The sequence below is a fragment of the Micromonospora sp. WMMD998 genome (assembly GCF_029581235.1).
Lineage (GTDB): Bacteria > Actinomycetota > Actinomycetes > Mycobacteriales > Micromonosporaceae > Micromonospora.
Window position 1 is genome coordinate 5,569,794 of the sequence record NZ_CP120740.1, and the last position, 22,846, is coordinate 5,592,639.

Consider the following 22,846-nt stretch of genomic DNA (forward strand, 5'->3'; position numbering starts at 1 on the left):
GGAGCCACGTCACGATGAGCGATCGTCTTTGCACCGTCCTGCTCTACAGCGACGACCCGAAGGTCCGGGACCGGATGCGGCTCGCCGTCGGCACCCGCCCGGCGCCCGGCATCGAGATCGAGTTCGTCGAGGCCGCCGACTACGCCGGCTGCGTCCGGCTGGTCGACGACTACGAGATCGACCTGCTCCTGCTCGACGGCGAGGCGAGCCCCGGCGGCGGCATCGGCATCGCCCGCCAGATCAAGGACGACCGGGACGACGCGCCGCCGACCTGCGTGGTGCTGGCCCGCGCCGCCGACCGGTGGCTGGCCGCGTACGCCGAGGTCGACGCCACGCTCACCCACCCGCTCGACCCGGTGACCGCCGGCAGCACCGTGGCCGAGCTGCTGCGCCGCACCCACGCCGCGGCCTGATCCACCCCCGCGGCACCATCCCCCGACGCCACGGCGACGCGGCCGTGGCGCGCCCCACCGCTTCACTCACGCCGCTCGGGAGGCCCGCCATGGGCGATCGGACCTGGCCGCTTCTGCTCAACGCGCTGCTGCGCGGCGAGGAGCTCTCCACCGCCGACACCGCCTGGGCGATGGGCGAGATCATGGCCGGCTCGGCCACCCCGGCCCAGATCGCCGGGTTCGTCGTGGCGTTGCGCACCAAGGGCGAGACACCGACCGAGCTGGGCGGCCTGGTCGAGACGATGCTGACCCGCGCGGTGCCGGTGCACCTGCCCGAGGACGTCCGGTCCACCGCGCTCGACGTGGTGGGCACCGGCGGGGACCTCGCCCACACGGTCAACATCTCCACCATGGCGGCGCTCGTGGCTGCCGGCGCCGGGGTGCGCGTGGTCAAGCACGGCAACCGGGCCGCCTCCTCCTCCTGCGGCACCGCGGACGTGCTGGAGCAGCTCGGGGTGCCGCTCGACCTGACGCCGGAGCAGGTGGCCCACTGCGTCACCGAGGCCGGCATCGGTTTCTGCTTCGCCGCCCGGTTCCACCCCGGCATGCGCCACACCGGCCCGGTACGGCGGGAGATCGGCATCCCCACGGCGTTCAACTTCCTCGGCCCGCTGACCAACCCGGCGCGACCCCACGCGGCTGCGGTCGGCTGCTTCGACAGGCGGATGGCGCCGGTGATGGCGGCCGTCTTCGCGGCCCGCGGCGACTCGGCGATCGTGCTGCGCGGCGAGGACGGGCTGGACGAGTTCAGCACCGGCGCCCCGACCCGGGTCTGGGTCGCCCAGCAGGGCGCCGTCCGGGAGGTGCTGCTGGACGCGACGGAGCTCGGGGTGCCCCGGGCCACCCTGGCGGACCTGCGGGGCGGAGACGCGGTCCACAACGCCGACGTGGTCCGGCGGCTGCTGGCCGGCGAGACCGGCCCGGTGCGGGACGCCGTGCTGGTGAACGCCGCGGCGGCACTGGCGACCCAGGGGCCGCTCGACGGTGACCTGCACGAGGCGCTTCGCGCCAACCTCGGCCGGGCCGCCGAGTCGATCGACTCGGGCGCCGCCGCGGCCGTGCTGGACCGCTGGCTGGACGTCGCGCGCACCGCCTGAACGGGTGGATGTCATACCCGCATGCCAAACTACAGGGGAGTAATTTTCCGCTTTCGGGCGATGGTTCCACAGGGGACGACGGCTCCCCGCCACCGCCGGCACCCGGAGCGAGAGGAGACGCCCGTGTCGGATCGCGAGCTCTACTGCGACACCTGCGAGGGCGTCGTGCTGTTCGAGGCGCCGCTCTGCGGCGACGGGCACGGCGCCGACTGCCCCGAGCTGGTGTGCACGGGCTGCGGTGCGGCCGTGCTGGTCGCCACGATCGCGTTCCGCCCGGCGACCGTGGCGAGCACGGCGACGACAAGCGCGGCCCGCCGGCGCGCACCGCACCCCTCCCGCCGCCACGCCGCCTGACCCGTCCCGCCACGCCGCCCCCACCCGCCGGGCGTCGCCGCAGCCCGGCCCTCCCCCACCGCCACGCCGCCGGATCGGCGAGCGACCAACCGCCGGGCAGGGCGACCGACCGTAATCCGGCAGGTCCGTCCGGAGGACGGGCAGGGCCGTCCGGAGGACGGCACTCACCGCCCGAGCGGACGGTCGGCGAGCGCAGGCAGCGGGCTTACGCCGCCGAGCAGAGCGCAAACTCCACCGGCGCACACAGGCTCCGCCCGCGCCAGCTGCGCTCCCTCCCCATCCGCGACCACTCTCCGAGAGGCCCGTCCCGCTTACCGAGAAACGGCGTAGATCTTGGTATGAAACGGCCCCTGGAGGGGCCGTTTCATACCAAGATCTCTGACCGACGCCGACCCTCGCGTCGAATCCCCGTTACCCGTGGCATCGCCCCCACCCTTGTCGAGCCCGCGCCACGCTGGTGGCGGACAGGCGCCCCGGGGAGAGAGCCCCGGGAGGCCGGCGCTCGGGGCAGGGGGAGGCGAGAGGGTGGGAAGCGGCAGGCCCGCGACCCCGGAGGGGGCGCGGGCCTGCGGCGAGACGTGCGGGTCAGTGCTCGGCGGTGCGGCGGGTGCCGGAGTAGTACTCGAAGAGGAGCCCGCACGCGGCGAAGACCACCGCCACCAGGCCCAGCCCCAGCAGCCAGAACTGCCAGAACACGAGCCCCAGGCCGGCGATCGCGGCGGCCAGGGCCAGGCCGAACGGCCAGTAGCTGCCCGGGCTGAAGAAGCCGATCTCACCGGCGCCGTCGGCGATCTCGCCGTCGGCCCGGTCCTCCGGACGCAGGTCGATGCGGCGGGAGACGAACCAGAAGAAGCCGCCGCACATCGAGGTGAGCAGACCCGAGAGCATCAGCGCCACGGTGCCGACCCACTCGACCGCGCCGCTCTCGCCCCAGGTCCACAGCCCGTAGAGCATCGTGGCGCCGAAGAGGAACACCGAAATGATGGTGAAGATCTTCCACTCGGTCTTCATACCGGACCCCTCAGCTTCCCGCGCCGGCCGTCGCGTCGGACGGGTTGAAGTTGGCGGTGTTGCGCCGCGTGTCGAAGGGCTTCGTCTCGGTGGCGTACTCGGGCTCGCCGATCGCCTTGAGCGCGTCCTGCGTCGACTGGCCGTCCTTCTTGGCGGCCAGGAACTGCTCGTACTTCTCCGGTGAGACGACCCGCAGCTCGAAGTTCATGAACGCGTGGTAGCTGCCGCACAGCTCGGCGCAGCGGCCGACGAACGCGCCCTCGGTGTCGATGCTGGAGACCTCGAAGGTGTTCCGGATGTTGCCCGGCATGACGTCGCGCTTGAACAGCAGCTCCGGCACCCAGAACGAGTGGATGACGTCGCGGCTCTGCTCCTCGAACCGGATCGACCGGCCGCTCGGCAGCACCAGCACCGGGATGACCTCGCTGGTGCCCAGCACCGAGGCGACCGTGTTGGCGTCGCGGCCCTGGCCGTCGCGGTAGTTGAACTGCCAGTTCCACTTGAAGGCGACGACCTCGACGGTGACGTCGGGGTTCTTCGACTCGTTCACCACGTCGGTCTGCACGACCGCCGTGTAGTAGAAGAGCACGGAGACCACGAGGATCGGCGCGATGGTGTAGAGGAACTCCATCGGCAGGTTGTAGCGGGTCTGCACCGGCAGCTCGTTGCCGCGCTTGCGGTAGCGGACCACGCACCAGAAGATCAGGCCCCACACGAACACGCCGACGGCGAGCGCCGCGATGCAGGACGCGATCCACAGGTCGTACATGCGGTGCGACTCGGGCGTGATGCCGCCCTGCGGCCAGCCGAACCCGCCGAACGTCTTACCGACGTCACAGCCGGTGAGCGAGACCAGCAGCGCCGCCGCGCCGAGACCGAGCCCGGCGATCCGACCAGCACCACGCCGACGCCCACCGGCACCCGGGGAAGCGCTGTGCCGTACGGCCGACGGCCGTACCTCCGAACTCCTTGCGACCACCTGGTCCTGCCTCCCTAGCGCGCCGCGGCGGTTGTTTCCCTGACACCGACGGCAAAGGCGTCACCGACGGTCGCAGATTACTCGACCATGACCGGCCTGACCGTGTTGGGGTCACTGTCCGCCCCCATCGGGGGGATCTTGGGCGTACCCGGGCGATAGCGTGGGGCGTCATGAGTGACTCGCCGGTCTACCTGGACGCCGCCAGCGCCGCCCCGCTCCATCCGGTCGCGCGACAGGCGATGCTGGCCGCCCTGGACGACGGCTGGGCGGACCCGGCCCGGCTGTACGCGCCGGCCCGCCGGGCCCGCCAACTCCTCGACGCCGCCCGGGAGGCCGCCGCGCAGACGCTCGGCGTCCGCGCCGACGAGCTGTCCTTCACCCCCAGCGGTACGGCCGCCGCGCACGCCGCCGTGCTCGGAGGCCTGGCCGGGCGACGGCGGGCGGGTACGACGCTCGCGCACTCGGCGATCGAGCACTCGGCGGTGCTGCACGCCGCCCAGCGGCACACGGCGGCCGGCGGTGCGGCGGTGTCCGTACCCGTGGACCGGTCGGGCCGGCTGGACCTGGACGCCTGGGCGGCGGCGGTGGCCGCGCCCGGGGTGGCCCTCGCGGCGTTGATCGGGGCCAGCCACGAGGTGGGCACGGTGCAGCCGGTGCCCGCCGCGGCGGAGCTGTGTGCCGAGGCGGGGGTGCCGCTGTACGTGGACGCGGCGCAGGTGGTCGGCCGGGCGCCGCTGCCGTCGGGCTGGTCGGTGCTCACCGCCAGCGCGCACAAGTGGGGCGGGCCGCCCGGCGTCGGCCTGCTCGTGGTGCGCAAGGGCACCCGGTGGGAGTCGCCCTACCCGGCCGACGAGCGGGAGTCGGGGCGTACCCCCGGGGTGGTGAACCTGCCGGCGGTGGTGGCGGCGGCGGCGAGCCTGCGCGCGGCGGTGGCCGACGCGGCGGCCGAGGCGGCCCGGTTGGCGCCGCTGGTGGACCGGATCCGGGCCCGGGTGGCGGCGGAGGTGCCGGACGTCGAGGTGGTCGGCGACCCGGTGGACCGGTTGCCGCACCTGGTGACGTTCTCCTGCCTGTACGTCGACGGCGAGGCGTTGCTGCACGCGCTGGACCGGCGTGGCTTCGCGGTCTCCTCCGGCTCGTCCTGCACCTCGTCGACGCTGCGCCCGTCGCACGTGCTGGAGGCGATGGGGGTGCTGTCGCACGGCAACGTGCGGGTGTCGCTGCACCGGGAGACCACCGGGGCGGACGTGGAGCGGTTCCTGGCCGAGCTGCCCGGGATCGTCGCGGACCTGCGGGCGCAGGCGGGGGTGACCGGCCTGTGAGCGAACCGGACGAGGTGCTCGACTGCCGGGGTCAGCGCTGCCCGCTGCCCGTGATCAATCTCGCCCGCCGGGTGCCCGGGTTGCCGGCCGGCGCGGTGGTCCGGGTGCTCGCCGACGACCCGGCGGCGGCGGTGGACATCCCGGCCTGGTGCCGGCTACGCGGCCACGAGTTCCTGGAGTCCCACCCGACCGCCGGCCCCGCCTACGACGTGCGGGTGCAAGGAGGGGCCCCCGCTTAACGCCTCCGGTAGAGGAGGGGGCCCCGCTTAACACGGCGGCGGCGGTCAGGTGAGGTACGCGAGGATCCCCGGGAGCGGGTCGGTCGCCACGGCGGTGTCGACCACCAGACGCGGGCCGATCAGCGGCTCGTACTCCGCGCGGCGCACAAGCGTCTGCTCCCAGGTCACGGTCGCGTGCTCGGCCGGTGGGCGGGCCTCGATCCGGCGTCGGTGCTCCGCCTCGTCCCCGCAGTGCACCTCGATCAACCGCAGCGGCACACCGGTCCGTTCGGCCAGGTCGTGCCAGAGGCCGCGGGCGCCGGCCACCGGGTTGACCGCGTCCACGACCACGCTCAACCCCAGGCCGAGCTGCACCTCGGCGAGCCCGGCGACCGCGCCGTACGCGGCCGTCCCGGGCCCGTCGCCCACCAGGCCGTGCCGGGCCAGCGCCCGCTCGACCGGGTCGACCGGCAGGACCGGGGCGCGCAGCGCGACGCCGACCTGGGCGGCCAGAGTGCTCTTGCCCACACCGGGCAGCCCGGCGAAGACGACAAGCACCGGCCCGGCCGCCTCGCTCACAGCAGGTGCGGCCGGACGTCCTCGGCGGCCGCTTCCCCGTACGACTCGGCGAGCCGCTTCACGAACAGGTCCCGGCGGACCTCGTACTCCTGGCCACCGAAGTTCTCCAGCACCAGCGTGGCCAGCAGGCAGCCGACCTGGGCCGCACGCTCCAGCCCGACCCCCCAGTCGAGCGCGGCGAAGAAACCGGCGCGGAAGCCGTCGCCCACGCCGGTCGGGTCGACCGCCTGGATCTCCCGGGCGATCGGCACCCGGATGACGTCGATCTCCCGGCCGGCGATCTCCACCCCCTGCTTGCCGAGCGTGGTGACCCGCACCTTCACCCGGCCCAGCAGTTCCTCGTCGGTCAGGCCGGCCTTGCTCAGCAGCAGCGACTTCTCGTACTCGTTGGTCATCAGGTATTCCGCGCCGTCGACCAGGCCGAGCACGTCCGCGCCGTCCATCCGGGCGAGCTGCTGCGACGGGTCGGCGACGAACGGGTAACCCCGGTCCCGGCACTCGCCGGAGTGCCGGATCATCGCCGCCGGGTCGTTGGCGCTCACCAGCACCAGGTCGAGACCGCCGAGGCGCTGCGCCACCGGGCCCAGCTCGATGTTGCGGGCCTCGCTCATCGCCCCGGCGTAGAAGGAGGCGATCTGGCACATGTCGGTGTCGGTGGTGCAGACGAAGCGGGCCGTGTGCGCCACGTCGCTGACGTGCACCGAGTCGCAGTCGACGCCGTGCCGCTCCAGCCAGGAGCGGTAGTCGGCGAAGTCCGCGCCGACGGCGCCGAGCAGCACCGGACGCAGCCCGAGCTGGGCCATGCCGAACGCGATGTTGGCGGCCGTGCCACCGCGCCGCAGCACCAGCTCGTCGACGAGGAAGGACAGCGAGACCTTGTCGAGCTGGTCGGCGATGAGCTGGTCGGCGAAGCGGCCGGGGAAGCTCATGAGGTGGTCGGTCGCGATCGAGCCGGTTACGGCGATCTTCATGTCAACCCTCGTGGTCGGGAGCACGGCGCGGTCAGCCTACCGGTCGCCCCGGCCGTCCGAACGGCGGTCGGTCGCCGGGTGCACAACCGGACGACACCGGCCGGACACCGACCAGCCATGACAAAGCGGCGGGGCCGCCCCCGGTGGGACGGGCCCCGCCGCCAGGTCAGGCGTCGGCGGTGTCGACTCAGCTGAACGAGTCGCCGCAGGCGCAGGAGTTGCCGGCGTTCGGGTTGTCGATGGTGAAGCCCTGGGCGTCGATCCGGTCGGCGAAGTCGATGGTCGCGCCGGTCAGGTAGGGGGCGCTCATCCGGTCGACGACGACCTCGACACCGCCGAAGTCGGTGACGACGTCACCGTCGAGCGACCGCTCGTCGAAGAAGAGCTGATACCGCAGGCCGGAGCAGCCACCCGGCTGCACGGCGACCCGGAGCCGCAGGTCGTCGCGGCCCTCCTGCTCGATCAGGGCCTTGACCTTCTGCGCCGCGACGTCGGTCAGGACGACGGTGCTGGGGGCCGGCGTGGCCTCGGTCGACTCGGTCTGCGCTGGCGTGGTCACGTGGAAGTCTCCCTGCGCGGTATGAGGTCCGGACGTACTGGCCAACGCCGCACGTCCGCCAGTATTCCCGGTGGTCCGTCTCCGATCGTACGCCGCTGCCGGCGCGCCCACCCGGTGGCGTGACCAGCGGAACCGGTCAGCGGCTCCACTGGCCGGCCAGGCGGGCGCCGAGCGCCCGCAGCCCCTCGGCGGGCCGCTCCATCGCCGCCGCCACTCCCCCACGCTCCTCGCCGCCGAAGTGCTCGACCAGGCTGTAGGCCTCGGTGACGCCGGCCGCGGCGGCCTCCCGCCGGCCGGTGCTCACCCGTCCCGCCAGCACCACGCAGGGCACGCCGCGGTCGCGGGCGGACCCGGCCACCCCGGCGACGACCTTGCCGCGCAGCGACTGGTGGTCGAAGGAACCCTCCCCGGTGATCACCAGGTCGGCGGCGTCCAGCGCGGCGTCCAGGCCGACCGCCCGGGTGACCAGGCCGATGCCGGAGGAGCAGCGGCCACCGAGCGCCAGCACCGCCGCGCCGAGCCCGCCGGCCGCGCCACCGCCGGGCAGCGCGCCGAGCCCCGGCGGGCAGCCGGGCAGCGCGGCCAGCGCGTCCGCCCAGCGCTCCAGCGCCGCGTCCAGCAGCAGCACGTCCGCCCGGTCGGCGCCCTTCTGCGGGCCGAAGACGTTGCTCGCGCCGTGCAGGCCGAGCAGCGGGTTGTCCACGTCGGTGGCGGCGACGAGCGCCACACCGCGCAACCGGGGTACGCCGTCGAGCGCGGCCACCCCGGCCAGCGCCGCCCCGCCGTACGGCAGGGCCCGACCGGCGGGGTCGAGGCCGGTGACACCGAGCGGGACGAGCATCCCGGCGCCGCCGTCGTTGGTGGCGGAGCCGCCGAGCCCGATCACCACGGTCCGCGCGCCCGCCTCGACCGCGGCGGTGACGAGCAGCCCCAGCCCGTACGAGGTGGTCGCCTTCGGGTCCCGTTCCGCCGCGGACAGCAGGTGCAGGCCGCACGCCTGCGCGCTCTCCACGTACGCCACGCCGTCGTCGGTGAGGAGGATCTCACCGGCGGCGGGCCGGCCGAGCGGGTCGACCGTGGGCACCGGGATCCGCCGCCCGCCGAGCGCCCCGGCGAGCACCGCGACGAAGCCGGGGCCGCCGTCGGCGAGTGGCTTCACCAGCAGTTCGTCACCGGGGGCGACGCTTCGCCAGCCCTCGGCGATCGCGGCGGCCACCTCGGGGGCCGACAGGGTGCCGGCGAACTTGTCCGGGCAGAGCAGCACGCGCATGCCGAGCAGTGTGGCAGGCCACATCGCGGGCGGCTGCGCGGCGGCCGGGCTGTGGGACCATGGGGTCGTGACGTCGACCTGGGTTGAGCCCTCCAACACCGCCACTGCGCTGCTGCTTCTCGGCCGCGGCAGCGATCCCGCCACCGAGCGTGGCGTGGAGTGTCCGGGTGACCTCCCCGCGCCGAGCGACCCCGACCTGGTGGCCCGCGCGGCGGCGGCGAAGGCCGCGCTCGGCACGAAGGTGTTCGTGCTGGGCCACCACTACCAGCGCGACGAGGTCATCCAGTTCGCCGACGTGACGGGCGACTCGTTCAAGCTGGCCCGGGAGGCGGCGGCCCGCCCGGACGCGGAATACATCGTCTTCTGCGGCGTGCACTTCATGGCCGAGAGCGCGGACATCCTCACCACGGACGCGCAGAAGGTGATCCTGCCCGACCTCGCCGCCGGCTGTTCGATGGCCGACATGGCGGTCCTGTCGCAGGTCGAGACCGCCTGGGACACGTTGACCGACCTGGGCGTCGCGGCGGACACCGTCCCGGTGACGTACATGAACTCCTCCGCCGACATCAAGGGCTTCGTCGGCCGGCACGGCGGGGTGGTCTGCACCTCGTCCAACGCCAAGCGGGCCCTCGACTGGGCGTTCGAGCAGGGCCGCAAGGTGCTGTTCCTGCCCGACCAGCACCTGGGCCGCAACACGGCGGTGCTGGAGATGGGCTTCTCCCTCGACGACTGCGTGCTCTACGACCCGCACAAGCCGGGCGGCGGGCTCACCCCGGAGCAGGTCCGCGACGCGAAGATGATCCTGTGGCGGGGGCACTGCTCGGTGCACGGCCGCTTCACGCTCGACAGCGTGAACGACGTGCGGGCGCGGGTGCCCGGCGTCAACGTCCTGGTGCACCCGGAGTGCCGGCACGAGGTCGTCACCGCCGCCGACCTGGTGGGTTCGACCGAGTTCATCATCAAGACCATCGAGGCGGCGCCGGCCGGCTCGGCGTGGGCCGTGGGCACCGAGCTGAACCTGGTCCGCCGGCTCGCGCTGGCCCACCCGGACAAGCAGGTCATGTTCCTCGACCGGGCGGTCTGCTACTGCTCGACGATGAACCGGATCGACCTGCCGCACCTGGTCTGGGCGCTCGAAGAACTGGTCGCCGGTCGGGTGGTCAACCAGATCACGGTCGATTCCGCGACCGCCGGACACGCCCGGGCGGCGCTGGACCAGATGCTCGCCCTGCCGGGCGCTTGATCACCGTCGGTAACCTGACTGGCACGTATGTGCACCGGAAGCCCCGGTTCGTGCCCCCGCTGGTGATGTGACCGATTCCATTTTCGTCACGGAGGGCTATGCTGCCGGGGCGACGACACATGCGGGCCGGTTTTCCGGCGGCCGCGATCCGGGTAGCGAGAACCATTGCAGACCCTCACCTACACGGCAGTACCCAACGCGCTGGAGGTTGCGTTGACCGACGACGTCCTGGTCGTACACGGAGGCACTCCGCTCGAAGGGCGGATCCGCGTGCGCGGCGCGAAGAACCTCGTGTCCAAGGCGATGGTCGCCGCCCTGCTCGGCGACACACCCAGCCGGCTGTTCGACGTGCCACGGATCCGCGACGTCGAGGTGGTCCGCGGGCTGCTCGGCCTGCACGGGGTGAAGGTCACCGACGGCACGGAGGACGGCGAGCTGGTCTTCGACCCGTCCAACGTCGAGAGCGCCAGCACCGACCAGATCAACGTGCACGCCGGGTCCAGCCGGATCCCGATCCTGTTCTGCGGCCCGCTGCTGCACCGCCTCGGCCACGCGTTCATCCCCGACCTGGGCGGCTGCCACATCGGCCCCCGCCCGATCGACTTCCACCTCCAGGCGCTGCGCGAGTTCGGCGCGACCGTCGACAAGACCCCCGAGGGCCTGCACCTGTCCGCGCCGAACGGGCTGCACGGCACCAAGTTCGCGCTGCCGTACCCGAGCGTGGGCGCCACCGAGCAGGTGCTGCTCACCGCCGTGATGGCCGAGGGCGTCACCGAGCTGCGCAACGCGGCCGTCGAGCCGGAGATCATCGACCTGATCTGCATCCTGCAGAAGATGGGCGCGATCATCAAGGTCCACACCGACCGGGTGATCGAGATCCAGGGCGTCAAGCAGTTGCACGGCTACACCCACCGGCCGATCCCGGACCGGATCGAGGCGGCGAGCTGGGCGGCGGCGGCGCTGGCGACCCGCGGCCACGTCGAGGTGCTCGGCGCGCAGCAGGCCGACATGATGACCTTCCTGAACATCTTCCGGTCGGTCGGCGGCGAGTACGAGGTCACCGACGCCCGGCCGCCGAAGCTCGGCGACCCGGGCCAGGAGGGCGGCATCCGGTTCTGGCACCCGGGCGGTGAGCTGAACGCGGTGGCCCTGGAGACCGACGTGCACCCCGGCTTCATGACCGACTGGCAGCAGCCGCTCGTGGTCGCGCTCACCCAGGCCCGGGGCCTGTCGATCGTCCACGAGACGGTCTACGAGCAGCGGCTCGGCTACACCGAGGCGTTGAACACGATGGGCGCCAACATCCAGGTCTACCGGGACTGCCTCGGCGGCACCCCGTGCCGCTTCGGCCGGCGCAACTTCAAGCACTCCGCGGTGATCGCCGGCCCGAGCAAGCTGCACGCGGCCGACCTGATCATCCCGGACCTGCGGGCCGGGTTCAGCCACCTCATCGCGGCCCTGGCCGCCGAGGGCACCTCCCGGGTGTACGGCGTGGACCTGATCAACCGGGGCTACGAGGACTTCGAGGCCAAGCTGGCCGACCTCGGCGCGCACGTCGAGCGCCCCTGACCGCGTCTTCCCGGGCCCGGCGCACCGCGATGTGCGCCGGGCCCGACCGTTTGGCTACCCTTGCCGGCGTGCCGTCGCTGTTTCGTCGCAAGCCCGCCGACCTCGTCGAGGAGTCCGTCACCCCGGTGACGACCGACGAGGAGTCCGCCGCCGCCCGTCCTCGGGGCTACACGCCCAGCAAGAAGGAGCTGGGGGTGACCACCCCGAAGCGCCCGGCCGCCGGTCGCCGGCCGACCGCCCCGGCCCGCCCGCTGACCAAGGAGGAGGCCCGGGAGCAGCGCCGCGCGGCACGCGCCGAGTCCGCCGCCGAGTTCCGGCGCGAGGGCGGCCCGCGTGACCGGGGCCCGGAGCGCCTGCTGGCCCGCAACGTGGTCGACTCGCGGCGTACGGTCGGCACCTGGTTCTTCGGCGGCGCGCTGATCGTGCTGGTCGGGTCCAACCAGGCCATGCCGCCGATCGTGCGGCTGCTGTCCAACCTGCTGTGGGGCGCGCTGGCCCTCGGCGTGCTCGTCGACTCGGTGCTGATCACCCGGAAGATCAAGAAGTTGGTCCGCGAGCGCTTCCCCAGGAGCACCGAGAAGTTGGGCTCGCTCTACTTCTACGCGATCATGCGGTCGATCACGTTCCGCAAGATGCGCGCCCCCGCCCCCCGGGTCGCGATCGGCGACCCGGTCTGAGCGGAGTGTTAAGAGGGGCCCCTTCCTATACGCCAGGCGTTAACAGGGGCCCCCTCCTTTCACTGCGGTAGAGGCGGGCGACGACCTCCTCGATGTCCGGCTCGACGATGGAGATGTCGCACAACGTGGTCAGGCCGGCCAGCGCCGCCACCACCTCGGCGACGCTCGCCTCTTCCAGCGCGAAGACCAGCCGCCGCCCGTCCGCCTCCGTCCGCAGCACCGGCGCGCCGGGCAGCACCGGCGGCTCGGGCAACGCGGACTCCATCTCGGCGACGACCATGCGGCGCGAGCCGTGCCGGTGGTGCAGTTCGGCGATCGAGCCGTCGTGCACCACCCGACCGTGGTCGATGACCACCAGCCGCCGGCAGAGCCGTTCGATGTCGGCCAGGTCGTGCGTGGTGAGCACGAGCGTGGTGTCACCGGCCCCGCCCAGCTCGGCCAGGAAACCGCGGACCGCCTGCTTGCTGACCACGTCCAGCCCGATCGTCGGCTCGTCCAGGAAGAGCACCTCCGGGCCGTGCAGCAACGCGGCGGTCAGCTCGCCGCGCATCCGCTGGCCGAGGGAGAGCTGCCGGACCGGGATGTCCAGGAACTCGTCCAGGTCGAGCAGGCTCCGGCAGCGGGCCAGCCGGGCGGCGTGCTCGCCGGCCGGCACCCGGTAGATGTGCCGCAGCAGGTCGAACGAGTCCCGCAGCGGCAGGTCCCACCAGAGCTGGGACCGCTGCCCGAAGACCACCCCGATGCGCAACGCCAGCCGGGTCCGGTCGGCCACCGGCCGCAGCCCGCAGACCCGCGCCCGCCCGGCCGACGGTGTCAGCACGCCGGTGAGCATCTTCAGCGTGGTCGACTTCCCGGCGCCGTTCGGACCGATGTAGCCGAGCATCTCGCCACGCTCCACCCGCAGGTCGACCCCGTCGACCGCGGTCACCGTCCGCTTCTCGCGGCGCAGCCGCCCGGCCCGGACCCGGACCGTGAACTCCTTGCGCAGCCCGTCCATCTCGATCACGCTCATGACCCCGTACTCCGGTAGTGACGGACCCCGACCCGCCAGGCCAGGGCGGCGACCGCCGCCGCGACCACCGCGACGCCCGGCGAGGCCCAACCCACCCAGGGCGGCAGGCCGAGCGGGTCGGCGCGACCAAGCAGCGCCAGCGCCGGGTGGTAACTGACGAACGCGAACCCCATCCCGTACGCGAACAGCGCCCGGAACCAGCCGCCGTAGACGGTGATCGGGTACGAGGTGAAGTCGCGCCCGCCGTAGGTCACCGAGTTGGCCAGCTCGCCGGAGTCGACCCAGTAGAACGACACCGTGGCGGTGGTGACGAAGACCGAGCCGAAGAAGACCACCGCGGCCGGCGGGGCCAGGACGGCCAACGCGACCCGCCCCGGCGTCCAGTCGATCCCGGCCGACGCGAGCGCGAACAGCAGCACGGCCAGCCCGAACCCGGCCCGGGACGCCTTCCGCAGCGGCAGGTCCATCAGCAGCAACTGGGGCAACGCCGCGAGCGGGCGGACCAGCACCGCGTCGAAGAGGCCGGTGCGGACGTAGGTGGGCAGCCGCTCGATGTTGCCGACCAGCAGGTCGGCGGCGGCGAAACCGCACGACGACAGCCCGACCACGACGAGCGCCTCGCGCAGCGTGAAGCCGCCCAACTCGCGGGTCACCCCGAAGAGGACCAGGACGGTGACCACGTCGAACACGGTCGCGCCCACGTTGCCGACCAGGTCGACCACGAACGACGTCCGGTACGCCGCCTGCGACCGCGCCTGCGCGCCGAGCAGCGACCGGTACGCCCGCAGCACCCCCCTGTGCCCGGCCACCCCGGCGTGCTCAACCACCCTGGACCACCAGGCGGCGCTCGGCGCGCCGCTGGACCAGCCGGCAGAGCGCCAGCAGCAGCACCGCCCAGCCGAGTTGCACCCCGACCAGGCCGAGGCCGGTCGACATCGGCTCCCGCTCGACGAGCACGTCCAGCGGGACCTGGAGGAGGCTGGGGAACGGGGTGGCGTACCGCAGGGTCGCCTCCAACCAGCCGGGCAGGAAACCGAGTGGGAAGTAGAGGCCGGCAAGCGCGCCCGAACCAAGCGTCCAGAGGATCATCGGACCCCGCACGTCCTGCAACCAGTAGGCGGTGGCGTTGACCAGGTAGCGGCAGCCGAAGCAGACCACCACCGCGAGCAGGGCGGAGAGCAGGAACAGCGGCACCGTCGCCAGGTGCCGGGGCACGTGGACCGCGAAGAAGAACGGACCGATCACCAGCGGCGGCACCAGCCGGGCGAGCGCGGCGAACCCGGCCCGACCGAGGTCGATGGCGAGGTAGCTGGTGACCGGGTGCACCGGCCGCAGCAGGTCGGCGGCCACCTCGCCGGAGCGGATCCGGTCGGCCAGCTCGGTCCAGCCCCAGATGGCGATGACCGCCAGCAGCCCCTGTCCGGCCCAGACGAACGTGCCGAGCTGGGCCCGGTCGTAGCCGGCCACGGTGCCGGCCGCGTCGGTGGCGGCGAGGAAGATGTAGCAGCGCAGGAAGCCGAACACGGTGTTGGTCACGAGGCCGGCCAGGGCCACCTGGCGGTAGGTGGCGTGCCGGCGGAAACCAGCCGCCACTATCGCGCCGAATGTCCGAAACCATGGGGTAACGTGTGCGTCCGGGGGAGCTGGCACAGTGGCGGTGACCGAGCCCACGCCGTTACCCTCCTTCCGCAGCCAGGACATGCCGGACCGGGCGACTCTACCGGCACGTCCGCCGCCCGAGCGCGACAATTTCCAACGAGGTGACACCGCCGTGAGCGAGCGACGCGAGCCGGTTCCGGGGCCGCGCCGCGCGAGCCGCGGGAGGGGCTGCCGATGAGTGGCTGGGGTAGCTGGCGCGAGCCGGCGGAACCGGCCTGGGCGCTCGAGCCCACCCACGAGTGGGAGCCGCAGTTCCCCGGGCAGCGCTACCCGGGCGACATCGGCCTCGAACACCTGACGCCTCCACCGCGCCGCCGGGCCGTGGTCGGGCGGGCCGAGGTACGACCGGTCAGCCCCGCTCCCGACGACGCCTACCCGGTCAGCCCGGCGAGCCCGCACCCGATCAGCCCGACGTCGGACGCCGGCGTGTACCCGGTCAGCCCGGCGAGCCCGGACGGCACGTACCCGGTCAGCCCGGCCGAGGTGGGCACGTACCCGGTCAGCCCGGCGAGCCCCCGCGGCACGTACCCGGCCGGGCGCGGCGGCACGTACCCGGTCAGCCCGGCCGGGTCCCGCGGCACGTACCCGGTCAGTCCGGCCCTGCCGGGGACGTACCCCGTCGGTCCCGCCGACTCGCACGGACCGCGCGGGCAGCGTCCGGACGTCACGGACGGCCGGCGCTCCCGGTCCGAGGACCGGCAGCGGCCGGCCGCCGAGGCGCGGCCCGAACGTCACGACCAGCGGTGGACCCGCCCCGGGGCGGCGCCGCACCGGCCGGTCCCGACCGAGCCGGGCTGGGTGCCGGAACCGAACGAGACTCCGCACGGCGCACCGGGCTGGTCCGAGCGCCGGCCGGCGGAGGGCCGGCGCGCCCGGGCGGAGGGACGCGAGGGCTCCTCCACCGTGAGGTGGAGCCCGGCGCCCGACACCCGACGGCCGGCCGCCCCCGACGACCGGTCCGGGTCCTCGCCGGACGGGCGGCGTGAGCTGTCGCCGGAGTGGCGGCGTGAGCCTTCCCCCGACGGACGGCGCGCGCCGTCGCACGGCGGATGGCGGGACACGGGGCCCCGGGACGGTTGGCGTGAGCCGGGGGCGCGTCCCCCGGCCGACCGGCGCGAGCCAGCCGGCGACCGGTGGGAGGACAGGGCACCACGCCGGGATGAGGCCGCCCACACCGAGACCCACCGTCCGCCGCTCGGGCACGGCCGCGCCCCGCAGCGCCCGGGAACCGACCGGCACGGCGTCCCGCAGCATGCCGACACCGACCGGCACGGCGTCCCGCAGCACGCCGACGCCGACCGGCACCGCACCCCGCAGCACGCCGACACCGACCGGCACCGCACCCCGCGTCCCGCCGTCGACCAGCGGTGGAACGGTCAGCGCCCGCCCGGCGACCGGACGTACGCCCCGCAGGGCGAGTGGCCGGTCGTCGAGCGGCGACCACGTGCCGAGCCGACCGCCCGGCCCGACGAGCGGCGCCGCCCGGACGGTCACCCGGCCGACGCTCCGCGACCCGACGGTCGCACCCCCGACCAGGACGGCGTCGGCAGGTTCCGCCCGGATCCCCGGGACACCAGGCCACCCGCCAGCCGCCCGGACCACGCCGGCCCGCCCCCGGAGCCCCGGGACACCCGGCCGGCCGCGACCGGGAGCCGTCCCGAATCCGGCCGGTTCCCGCCCGAACAGGTCGGGCGACGGCCGGACTCCGCGACGCCCGCCACGTACCGGCCCCGGCCGGAGCAGTGGCCCGCCCGACCCGACGAGCCCGCCCCGGCGCGCGGTGGCGAGACGCCACCCCGGCCCGTACCGCCGGCCCGCCCGGAGGAGCCGCGACGGTCCGCTCCCCCGGGACCGGGCCCGGCCGCTCCGGCTCGCCCGGCTGCGCCGCCCGCCTACCCCGGCCCCGCGCCGACGCGGACACCCGGCGGCGGCCCGGACCAGCCCAGCCGGACCGGCCCCACGGAGGGTCGCCCGCCCCACGCCGCATCGGCCACGCCGGCGGTGGACAGCCGCCCGGAGACGCGGGACACGGGTGCGTCCCGATCGGCCCCGGCCCCGGAGCACCCTGGGCCCACCCCGCCGCGCCCGGCCCCGAACGGGCGTACCGGGGACAGCCGGCCGGCGGAGGAGGTCCGCCCGACGTCACGGGCCACGCCCGCCGGCCCGGAGCCCTGGTTCCGACCGGGCCACGCGGAGACGGCCCCCGAACGGGATCCGGCTCGGCCGACGCCCGCCGCCGGCCCGGTCCCGCCCGCCGCCGGCCCGGTCCCACCCGCCGCCGGCCCGGCGCCCTCGGTGGGCCCGGGCACGCCCGCCGAGGGCGTCGTCCCGCCGGCTCCGGCCGCACGTGACGACCAGTCGGGTGCGCCCGCCGGTCCGACGGCTGCCGGTGGCGGTCGCGACGGACGTGACGGCATGGACGGGCCGGTAAGCGCACCCGACGGCCGCGCCACCCCGGAGGAGCCGGTCGGCGCTGCCGACCTGCCCGACCCCACCCGGCGACCGGAGGGCGAGGCGGCCGGTCCAGGTACCGACGGCCGGGAGCCGTCATCCACCGGCACGCCGGCGGTCGAGGACGCCGCCCCGCCGCCGCACGCCGGTGGGGTGTCCACGGACACCACCCGGCCGGCGGCTGCCCCGCCGCGCCCCACGCCGGCCGACGACGGCCCGACCGGCACGACGACGACCGACACGGAGCCAGCCGACACCGCACCCACCGAACCGGCGCCGGCCGACACCGCACCCACGGAACCAGCGTCGGCCGACACCGCGTCCACGGAACCGGCTCCGGCCGGAACCGCGTCCACGGAACCGGTTACGGCCGACGCGAACGGGAGCGCGCCCGGCCCGGCCGACACGCGACCGGCCGACACGCAAGCGGCCGAGCCCAATCCGGTCAGCGCCACTCCCGCCGAATCAGACTCGGTCAGCGCTACAGCAGTCGAACTGGATCCGGTCGGCACCTCGACTGTCGAAGAAGATTCGGCCGGCGTGGACCGGGAGGGGCCCGAGGCGGCCGATCAGACGCCGGGGACAGAGGCGCCCGGCGACGAGGTCCGGACCGACGGGGCGCCGTACCCACCCGCTCCGGGTTCGGGGACGGCGGCCGACGACACCGCCGAGGCGGACGCCCCGGACGGACCAGACGAATCAGCCGTGCCGAGCGGGTCGGACGGACCGGACACCTCGGACGACCCGGCGGTCGAGCCGGTACCGGCGCGGCCGGTGGATCCGGAGCAGGCCCTGGCCGCCGTCGACTGGCGGCTGCACCCGGAGACGCTGCGCGAGGAGGCGCCCGATCCGGCGGAGCTGAGCCAGATCCGGGACGGCCTCACCGGCAAGCTCGGCACCGCGCTCGACAACCGCAGCCGGGCCCGGCTGCTGAGCCTGCGCTCGGTGGCGTCCCGGATCCTCGGCGACCATGACGACGCGGTCGCCGACGCGCGACTGGCCCTGACGTACGCGGAGGCCACCGGCGAGTTTCGGCGGACCTCGCTGGCCCGCGCGCGCCTCGCCGAGGTGCTGCGCTGGCGGGGCGAGCACGCGGAGGCCGACCGGCTCTTCGCCGAGGCGAACTCGTCGGAGCTGCCCGACCCGTTGCGCGCGTTGCTGCACGAGCACGCCGGACGTTCCTGCTATGACCAGGGTCGGCTGACCGAGGCGTGCCTGCACTTCGAGCGGGCGCTGGACCTGCGCCAGGGCGAGGACACGGCGTTGAACGCGCGGACCGAGGTGGCGCTGGACGCGGTCGCGGCGCGGGCCGCCGGTGACGGCTTCGGTCCGGCGCCGCGTGGCCGGGAGGAGGTGCTCGGCACGCCGCGGTACCCGGTGGCGACGTTCGACGACTCCGAGCGGCTCTGGGGGTACGCGGACGCCGACGGCGAGCTGGTGATCACCCACCGGTACGCGGAGGTGCAGCCGTTCCGCGAGGGGCTGGCCTGGGTACGACGCCCCGAGGCGTCCCGCTGGGCGTTGATCGACACCACCGGGGCGGCGCTGATCGAGGCGAACAACGGCTACCGGGCGGTGGGCGGCTTCGCCGAGGGCCTGTCGTGGGTGTCGATGGACGGCACGGGCCGGTGGATGGCCGTCGACCGGATGAACATCGTCAAGATCCCGCCCGGGTACGAGGAGGTCCGGCCGTTCCGCAACGGCCTGGCCGCGGTGCGGCGCAACGGCGGTTGGGGCGCGGTCAACCGGGATGGCGAGGTCGTGGTGCCGACCCGCTACCACGGCCTCGGCACGCCGCTGGCCGACGGCCGGCTGCTCGACGGTTTCACCGCCGACGGACTGGCCGTGGTCGAGGTGTCCGGCCGCCGGGGCGTGGTGGACCGCGCCGGCCGGATGCTCGTGGCGCCCGCGTATCCGACGCTCGTGGTGCACCCGGTGGCGTTCCTGGTCACCGTCGACTCGGGCCGCTGGGGCGCGCTGGACCGGCGCGGCGAGCCGCTGATCGACCCGGTGCACCCGGGCCGCGCCGCGGTGGCCGCGGAGATCGACCGGCTGCTCGCCGACACCAGCCCGGTGCTCTGAGCCGGGTTCACGCCGACGGGGGCGGGCCCAGCAGGTCGATGCCGTTGCGGGCGGCGGCGTGGCCGAGCGCCACCGGGTCGACCGGCCCGGGGTCGGGCAGCCGGCGTTGCGGCGCCGGCACGCCGGCCTCGGCGGCGAACCGCTCGAACCCGGCGGGGGTGGTGATCTGGAGGGCGCGCAGCGGTTCGTCCGGGCCGACCACGAAGCTGTGCGCCAGTCCCACCGGCAGCAGGACGAAGTCGCCCGGGCCGGCGGCGAGGACCTCGCCGCCGCAGTGGAACCGGGCGGTGCCGGAGAGCAGGTAGAACATCTCGTCCTCGACCCGGTGGCGGTGCAGCGGCGGGGCGAAGCCGGGCGGGTTCACGAACTCGGCGACGGTGAGCCGCTCCCGCGTGTGCCGACCGCCGGCCTTCAGTGTGCACAGGTTGCCGAGGAACCAGTAGGCCTCCCCGTCGTCGGGACCGAGCAGGTAGGGGCGGATGGACACGGCGGCCTCCCGTTTTGGATGGACAGCTCAATATTCGATAGCTGGCGTCTAGTGAATAGGTAGTTAGTATGGCGGGGACATGGCTGGAGTCAAGGACGGAAGACCCACCCGCGCCTACCGCTCGACGGTGCGCGAGGAGAACGCCAGGCGTACCCGTCAAGCCGTGGTACGGGCGGCGACCGAGCTCTTCGTGGCACGCGGCTACGCGACGACGTCACTGGCCGACGTGGCCGCCGCGGCCGGGGTGGCCCGGCCCACGGTCTTCGCCGCGTTCGGCTCCAAGGCCGCCCTGCTGCGCCAGGTGCTCGACGAGGCCCTCGCCGGCGACGACGAGCCGGTGCCGGTGGCGCGGCGCCCCTGGTTCCAGCCCGTGTTCCAGGCGCGCGACCAGGGCGCGGTGCTCGACGCGTACGCCGGGGTCTGCACGCTGATCGGCCACCGGGCCGCCGGCGCGTTCGAGACCGTGCGCCGCGCGGCGGACGAGGCGCCCGAGGTGGCCGAGCTGTGGGAGACGCTGCTGCGCAACCGGCGCGCGGGCGCCCGGATGGTGGTCGACCATCTGTTCACCGTCGACGGACCGCTGCGGCCCGACACGCCTGTCGAACCCGTCGTCGACGGGCTGTGGTTCTACAACGACCCGGCGCACTACGCGGCGCTCGTGCACCGGTGCGGGTGGGCCGAGGAGAGCTTCCGCACGTGGCTCGGCGCCCGGATGCGCGACGCCCTGCTGCCCGGCTGAGCGCCACACGGCGGCGGCGTCCGCGCGGGGCTAGGGTCGAGGGATGGAATTCCGACACCTGGGCCGCTCCGGCCTGATGGTCAGCGAGATCTCGTACGGCAACTGGATCACCCACGGCTCGCAGGTCGAGGAGGAGGCCGCGGTCGCCTGCGTGCGGGCCGCCCTCGACAGCGGCATCACCACCTTCGACACCGCCGACGTCTACGCCGGCACCCGGGCCGAGTCGGTCCTCGGTCGGGCGCTGAAGGGCGAGCGTCGCGAGGGGCTGGAGATCTTCACGAAGGTCTACTGGCCGACCGGCCCGGGCCGCAACGACCGCGGCCTGTCCCGTAAGCACATCATGGAGTCGATCGACGGCTCGCTGCGCCGCCTCCAGACCGACCACGTCGACCTCTACCAGGCCCACCGCTACGACGTCAGCACGCCGCTGGACGAGACGATGGAGGCGTTCGCCGACGTGGTGCGCGCCGGCAAGGCGCACTACATCGGCGTCTCCGAGTGGACCGCGTCACAGCTACGCGAGGCGCACGCGCTCGCCCGCGAGCTGCGCATCCCGCTGATCTCCAACCAGCCGCAGTATTCGATGCTGTGGCGGGTCATCGAGACCGAGGTGATCCCGGCCAGCGAGGAGTTGGGCGTCGGCCAGATCGTCTGGTCGCCGATGGCCCAGGGTGTGCTCTCCGGGAAGTACCTGCCCGGCCAGCCGCCGCCGGCCGGCTCCCGGGCCACCGACGAGAAGTCCGGCGCGGACTTCATCGCCAAATGGCTCACCGACGACGTGCTCACCCGGGTGCAGCAGCTCAAGCCGATCGCCGAGCAGGCCGGGCTGACCATGCCGCAGCTCGCCGTCGCCTGGGTGCTCCAGAACCCGAACGTCGCCTCGGCGATCATCGGCGCGTCCCGGCCCGAGCAGGTGCACGACAACGTGAAGGCGGCGGGCGTGAAGCTCGACGCCGGCCTGCTCAAGGCGATCGACGAGATCGTCGAGCCGGTCACCGAGCGGGACCCGGCGAAGACCGTGAGCCCGGCGCAGCGTCCGTGACACCCGTCGTCCCCGGGCCGGCGCGACGCCGGCCCGGGGGCGACAGCGGTCAGCCCTGCCAGAAGCGGATCAGGTAGAACCCGATCTGATAGAGGTCACGTGGCAGGCCGAGCGCGTCGCCGACCGCGAAGACCCCGGTGAAGAACGCGCCGCCGATCCGCGGGCTCCAGAGCAGCGCGAAGAGCAGGATGAATCCGTACGGGGCGAACAGGTCGTACATCCGCCGGTAGGCGGGACTGAGCCAGGGCTGGATCATGTTGCCGCCGTCCAGACCGGGCACCGGCAGCAGGTTGAGCACGCTCGCCATGAGCTGGAGGAACGCGAGCAGCCCGACGCCGGCCCAGAACTCCAGCGGCCCGCCCAACGACGGCCCCCAGTTCACGGCCGCGATCAACAGCAGCGTGAACAGCACGTTCGTGGCCGGCCCGGCCAGGCTGACCAGGGTGTGCCGCAGGCGGCCGGGAATGGCGTGCCGGTCCACCCAGACCGCGCCGCCGGGCAGGCCGATGCCGCCGAGCAGCAGCACCACCACCGGCAACACGATCGACAGCAGCGGGCTGGTGTATTTCAGCGGGTTGAGCGTCAGGTAGCCCCGGTGCGCGATGTCCCGGTCGCCGGACCGGTATGCGATCACGGCGTGCGCGTACTCGTGCAGGCAGAGCGAGACCAGCCAGCCGGCGACCACGAAGAGGAAGATGTCGAACCGGACGTTGCCGTACCCGTTCCAGGTCATCACCCCGCCGGCCACGAAGAGCGCGACCAGGGCCAGGAAGATCGGGCTCGGTCGGAACGCCGCCCGGGGCACGCCGAGGACCAACGGGTCGCCCGGGCGGTCGTAGCCGGTCATTCGGCCGGGGGCTGCAGGCTCATCCGGTATTCCACCCGGTCGTCCTCGACCAGGGCGACGGAGGTGACGCCGGACGTCGCGAGCTCCCGCCAGGTCTGACCGATCCACGACTCGGCGTCCGCCTGACTCGGGAACGACTCACCCGGCCCGTCGACCAGGTCGCCGTTCGTGCCCTCGTACCGCCAGCTCCACGCCATGCCGCGTCTCCCCTCGCCGCCGTCGTCCC

Annotated in this window: 23 protein-coding genes; 11 read left to right on the forward strand and 12 right to left on the reverse strand. The window is 74.1% G+C overall.

Features of this window, described 5'->3' with window-relative positions; translation table 11 throughout:
• The first annotated feature begins 14 nt into the window (after positions 1-14).
• The 3 genes from O7619_RS25025 to O7619_RS25035 all read left to right on the forward strand — a co-directional run bounded on the left by O7619_RS25025 (position 15) and on the right by O7619_RS25035 (position 1,903).
• Positions 15-413, forward strand: coding sequence for a hypothetical protein (locus O7619_RS25025; RefSeq protein WP_091059310.1), 399 nt, complete (start codon positions 15-17; stop codon positions 411-413).
• A gap of 89 nt (positions 414-502) precedes the next feature.
• The gene (gene trpD / locus O7619_RS25030; RefSeq protein WP_282283757.1) at positions 503-1,549 is read left to right on the forward strand and encodes an anthranilate phosphoribosyltransferase; all 1,047 of its coding nucleotides are present in this window, start codon (positions 503-505) and stop codon (positions 1,547-1,549) included.
• A 123-nt stretch (positions 1,550-1,672) separates the two neighbouring features.
• The gene (locus tag O7619_RS25035) at positions 1,673-1,903 is read left to right on the forward strand and encodes a hypothetical protein (RefSeq protein WP_282283758.1); all 231 of its coding nucleotides are present in this window, start codon (positions 1,673-1,675) and stop codon (positions 1,901-1,903) included.
• Between the two features lie 585 nt (positions 1,904-2,488).
• On the opposite strand, the gene O7619_RS25040 is transcribed toward O7619_RS25035, so the two are convergent.
• Both O7619_RS25040 and coxB read right to left on the reverse strand, forming a co-directional pair.
• Complete coding sequence (locus O7619_RS25040) at positions 2,489-2,914, reverse strand: cytochrome c oxidase subunit 4 (protein WP_282283759.1); 426 nt, start codon at positions 2,912-2,914, stop codon at positions 2,489-2,491.
• Positions 2,915-2,924: 10 nt separating this feature from the next.
• Positions 2,925-3,893, reverse strand: a complete 969-nt coding sequence (gene coxB, locus O7619_RS25045; RefSeq protein ID WP_282283760.1) for a cytochrome c oxidase subunit II — start codon at positions 3,891-3,893, stop codon at positions 2,925-2,927.
• Positions 3,894-4,063: 170 nt separating this feature from the next.
• On the opposite strand from coxB, the gene O7619_RS25050 reads away from it, so the two are divergent.
• Positions 4,064-5,215, forward strand: coding sequence for an aminotransferase class V-fold PLP-dependent enzyme (locus O7619_RS25050; protein ID WP_282283761.1), 1,152 nt, complete (start codon positions 4,064-4,066; stop codon positions 5,213-5,215).
• On the forward strand, positions 5,212-5,454 hold the full coding sequence (locus O7619_RS25055; protein WP_282283762.1) for a sulfurtransferase TusA family protein: 243 nt from the start codon (positions 5,212-5,214) through the stop codon (positions 5,452-5,454). Before O7619_RS25050 ends, O7619_RS25055 begins: the two co-directional genes overlap by 4 nt.
• 45 nt (positions 5,455-5,499) lie before the next feature.
• On the opposite strand, the gene O7619_RS25060 is transcribed toward O7619_RS25055, so the two are convergent.
• The 4 genes from O7619_RS25060 to O7619_RS25075 form a co-directional block, all read right to left on the reverse strand.
• A complete protein-coding gene (locus tag O7619_RS25060; protein ID WP_282283763.1) occupies positions 5,500-6,012 on the reverse strand; it encodes an ATP-binding protein in 513 nt (170 codons plus the stop codon).
• Positions 6,009-6,983: a carbohydrate kinase family protein gene (locus O7619_RS25065; protein WP_282283765.1), complete on the reverse strand. Its 975-nt coding sequence runs from the start codon at positions 6,981-6,983 to the stop codon at positions 6,009-6,011. Before O7619_RS25065 ends, O7619_RS25060 begins: the two co-directional genes overlap by 4 nt.
• A gap of 187 nt (positions 6,984-7,170) precedes the next feature.
• On the reverse strand, positions 7,171-7,542 hold the full coding sequence (erpA, locus tag O7619_RS25070) for an iron-sulfur cluster insertion protein ErpA (RefSeq protein WP_281587369.1): 372 nt from the start codon (positions 7,540-7,542) through the stop codon (positions 7,171-7,173).
• A 136-nt stretch (positions 7,543-7,678) separates the two neighbouring features.
• Positions 7,679-8,836: a glycerate kinase gene (locus O7619_RS25075; RefSeq protein WP_282283767.1), complete on the reverse strand. Its 1,158-nt coding sequence runs from the start codon at positions 8,834-8,836 to the stop codon at positions 7,679-7,681.
• 43 nt (positions 8,837-8,879) lie between these two features.
• Here O7619_RS25075 and nadA point away from each other — a divergent pair, with 43 nt between their 5' ends.
• The 3 genes from nadA (at position 8,880) to O7619_RS25090 (ending at position 12,301) form a co-directional block, all read left to right on the forward strand.
• Positions 8,880-10,055 carry a quinolinate synthase NadA gene (gene nadA / locus O7619_RS25080; protein ID WP_282283768.1) on the forward strand — a complete coding sequence of 392 codons (1,176 nt, stop codon included), beginning with the start codon at positions 8,880-8,882 and terminating at the stop codon, positions 10,053-10,055.
• Positions 10,056-10,268: 213 nt separating this feature from the next.
• Positions 10,269-11,624 (forward strand): UDP-N-acetylglucosamine 1-carboxyvinyltransferase, encoded by a 1,356-nt coding sequence (murA, locus tag O7619_RS25085; protein ID WP_348774336.1) that lies wholly within the window; start codon positions 10,269-10,271, stop codon positions 11,622-11,624.
• A 29-nt stretch (positions 11,625-11,653) separates the two neighbouring features.
• Entirely contained in the window at positions 11,654-12,301 is a 648-nt protein-coding gene (locus O7619_RS25090) for a DUF3043 domain-containing protein (protein ID WP_282283769.1), read from the forward strand.
• Positions 12,302-12,326: 25 nt separating this feature from the next.
• Here O7619_RS25090 and O7619_RS25095 read toward each other — a convergent pair whose 3' ends face one another.
• Genes O7619_RS25095 through O7619_RS25105 form a run of 3 tightly spaced genes read right to left on the reverse strand, consistent with a single transcriptional unit; the run spans position 12,327 to position 14,906 of the window.
• Complete coding sequence (locus O7619_RS25095; RefSeq protein WP_282283770.1) at positions 12,327-13,313, reverse strand: ATP-binding cassette domain-containing protein; 987 nt, start codon at positions 13,311-13,313, stop codon at positions 12,327-12,329.
• Positions 13,310-14,140 (reverse strand): ABC-2 family transporter protein, encoded by an 831-nt coding sequence (locus O7619_RS25100; protein ID WP_282283771.1) that lies wholly within the window; start codon positions 14,138-14,140, stop codon positions 13,310-13,312. Before O7619_RS25100 ends, O7619_RS25095 begins: the two co-directional genes overlap by 4 nt.
• The gene (locus tag O7619_RS25105; RefSeq protein WP_282283772.1) at positions 14,133-14,906 is read right to left on the reverse strand and encodes an ABC-2 family transporter protein; all 774 of its coding nucleotides are present in this window, start codon (positions 14,904-14,906) and stop codon (positions 14,133-14,135) included. Before O7619_RS25105 ends, O7619_RS25100 begins: the two co-directional genes overlap by 8 nt.
• Positions 14,907-15,146: 240 nt before the next feature.
• Here O7619_RS25105 and O7619_RS25110 point away from each other — a divergent pair, with 240 nt between their 5' ends.
• Complete coding sequence (locus O7619_RS25110) at positions 15,147-19,505, forward strand: WG repeat-containing protein (protein ID WP_282283773.1); 4,359 nt, start codon at positions 15,147-15,149, stop codon at positions 19,503-19,505.
• 7 nt (positions 19,506-19,512) lie between these two features.
• Here the strand turns inward: O7619_RS25110 and O7619_RS25115 are convergent, their stop codons facing one another.
• The gene (locus O7619_RS25115; RefSeq protein ID WP_282283774.1) at positions 19,513-19,992 is read right to left on the reverse strand and encodes a cupin domain-containing protein; all 480 of its coding nucleotides are present in this window, start codon (positions 19,990-19,992) and stop codon (positions 19,513-19,515) included.
• A 79-nt stretch (positions 19,993-20,071) separates the two neighbouring features.
• On the opposite strand from O7619_RS25115, the gene O7619_RS25120 reads away from it, so the two are divergent.
• Positions 20,072-20,731, forward strand: coding sequence for a TetR family transcriptional regulator (locus O7619_RS25120; protein ID WP_282283775.1), 660 nt, complete (start codon positions 20,072-20,074; stop codon positions 20,729-20,731).
• Between the two features lie 43 nt (positions 20,732-20,774).
• The gene (locus O7619_RS25125) at positions 20,775-21,773 is read left to right on the forward strand and encodes an aldo/keto reductase family protein (RefSeq protein WP_282283776.1); all 999 of its coding nucleotides are present in this window, start codon (positions 20,775-20,777) and stop codon (positions 21,771-21,773) included.
• Between the two features lie 49 nt (positions 21,774-21,822).
• Here O7619_RS25125 and O7619_RS25130 read toward each other — a convergent pair whose 3' ends face one another.
• Both O7619_RS25130 and O7619_RS25135 read right to left on the reverse strand, forming a co-directional pair.
• Positions 21,823-22,620, reverse strand: coding sequence for a site-2 protease family protein (locus tag O7619_RS25130; protein WP_282283777.1), 798 nt, complete (start codon positions 22,618-22,620; stop codon positions 21,823-21,825).
• Complete coding sequence (locus O7619_RS25135; RefSeq protein ID WP_282283778.1) at positions 22,617-22,817, reverse strand: hypothetical protein; 201 nt, start codon at positions 22,815-22,817, stop codon at positions 22,617-22,619. Before O7619_RS25135 ends, O7619_RS25130 begins: the two co-directional genes overlap by 4 nt.
• Positions 22,818-22,846: the final 29 nt, after the last annotated feature.

Excerpts from the sequence above, each read along its gene's own strand:
- O7619_RS25025 (WP_091059310.1), top strand. The coding sequence starts at position 15 with ATGAGCGATCGTCTTTGCACCGTCCTGCTCTACAGCGACGACCCGAAG.
- trpD (WP_282283757.1), top strand. The coding sequence starts at position 503 with ATGGGCGATCGGACCTGGCCGCTTCTGCTCAACGCGCTGCTGCGCGGC.
- O7619_RS25040 (WP_282283759.1), bottom strand. The coding sequence starts at position 2,914 with ATGAAGACCGAGTGGAAGATCTTCACCATCATTTCGGTGTTCCTCTTC.
- O7619_RS25050 (WP_282283761.1), top strand. The coding sequence starts at position 4,064 with ATGAGTGACTCGCCGGTCTACCTGGACGCCGCCAGCGCCGCCCCGCTC.
- O7619_RS25065 (WP_282283765.1), bottom strand. The coding sequence starts at position 6,983 with ATGAAGATCGCCGTAACCGGCTCGATCGCGACCGACCACCTCATGAGC.
- O7619_RS25075 (WP_282283767.1), bottom strand. The coding sequence starts at position 8,836 with ATGTGGCCTGCCACACTGCTCGGCATGCGCGTGCTGCTCTGCCCGGAC.
- O7619_RS25090 (WP_282283769.1), top strand. The coding sequence starts at position 11,654 with ATGTGCGCCGGGCCCGACCGTTTGGCTACCCTTGCCGGCGTGCCGTCG.
- O7619_RS25095 (WP_282283770.1), bottom strand. The coding sequence starts at position 13,313 with ATGAGCGTGATCGAGATGGACGGGCTGCGCAAGGAGTTCACGGTCCGG.
- O7619_RS25110 (WP_282283773.1), top strand. The coding sequence starts at position 15,147 with ATGAGTGGCTGGGGTAGCTGGCGCGAGCCGGCGGAACCGGCCTGGGCG.
- O7619_RS25120 (WP_282283775.1), top strand. The coding sequence starts at position 20,072 with ATGGCTGGAGTCAAGGACGGAAGACCCACCCGCGCCTACCGCTCGACG.
- O7619_RS25125 (WP_282283776.1), top strand. The coding sequence starts at position 20,775 with ATGGAATTCCGACACCTGGGCCGCTCCGGCCTGATGGTCAGCGAGATC.
- O7619_RS25130 (WP_282283777.1), bottom strand. The coding sequence starts at position 22,620 with ATGACCGGCTACGACCGCCCGGGCGACCCGTTGGTCCTCGGCGTGCCC.
- O7619_RS25135 (WP_282283778.1), bottom strand. The coding sequence starts at position 22,817 with ATGGCGTGGAGCTGGCGGTACGAGGGCACGAACGGCGACCTGGTCGAC.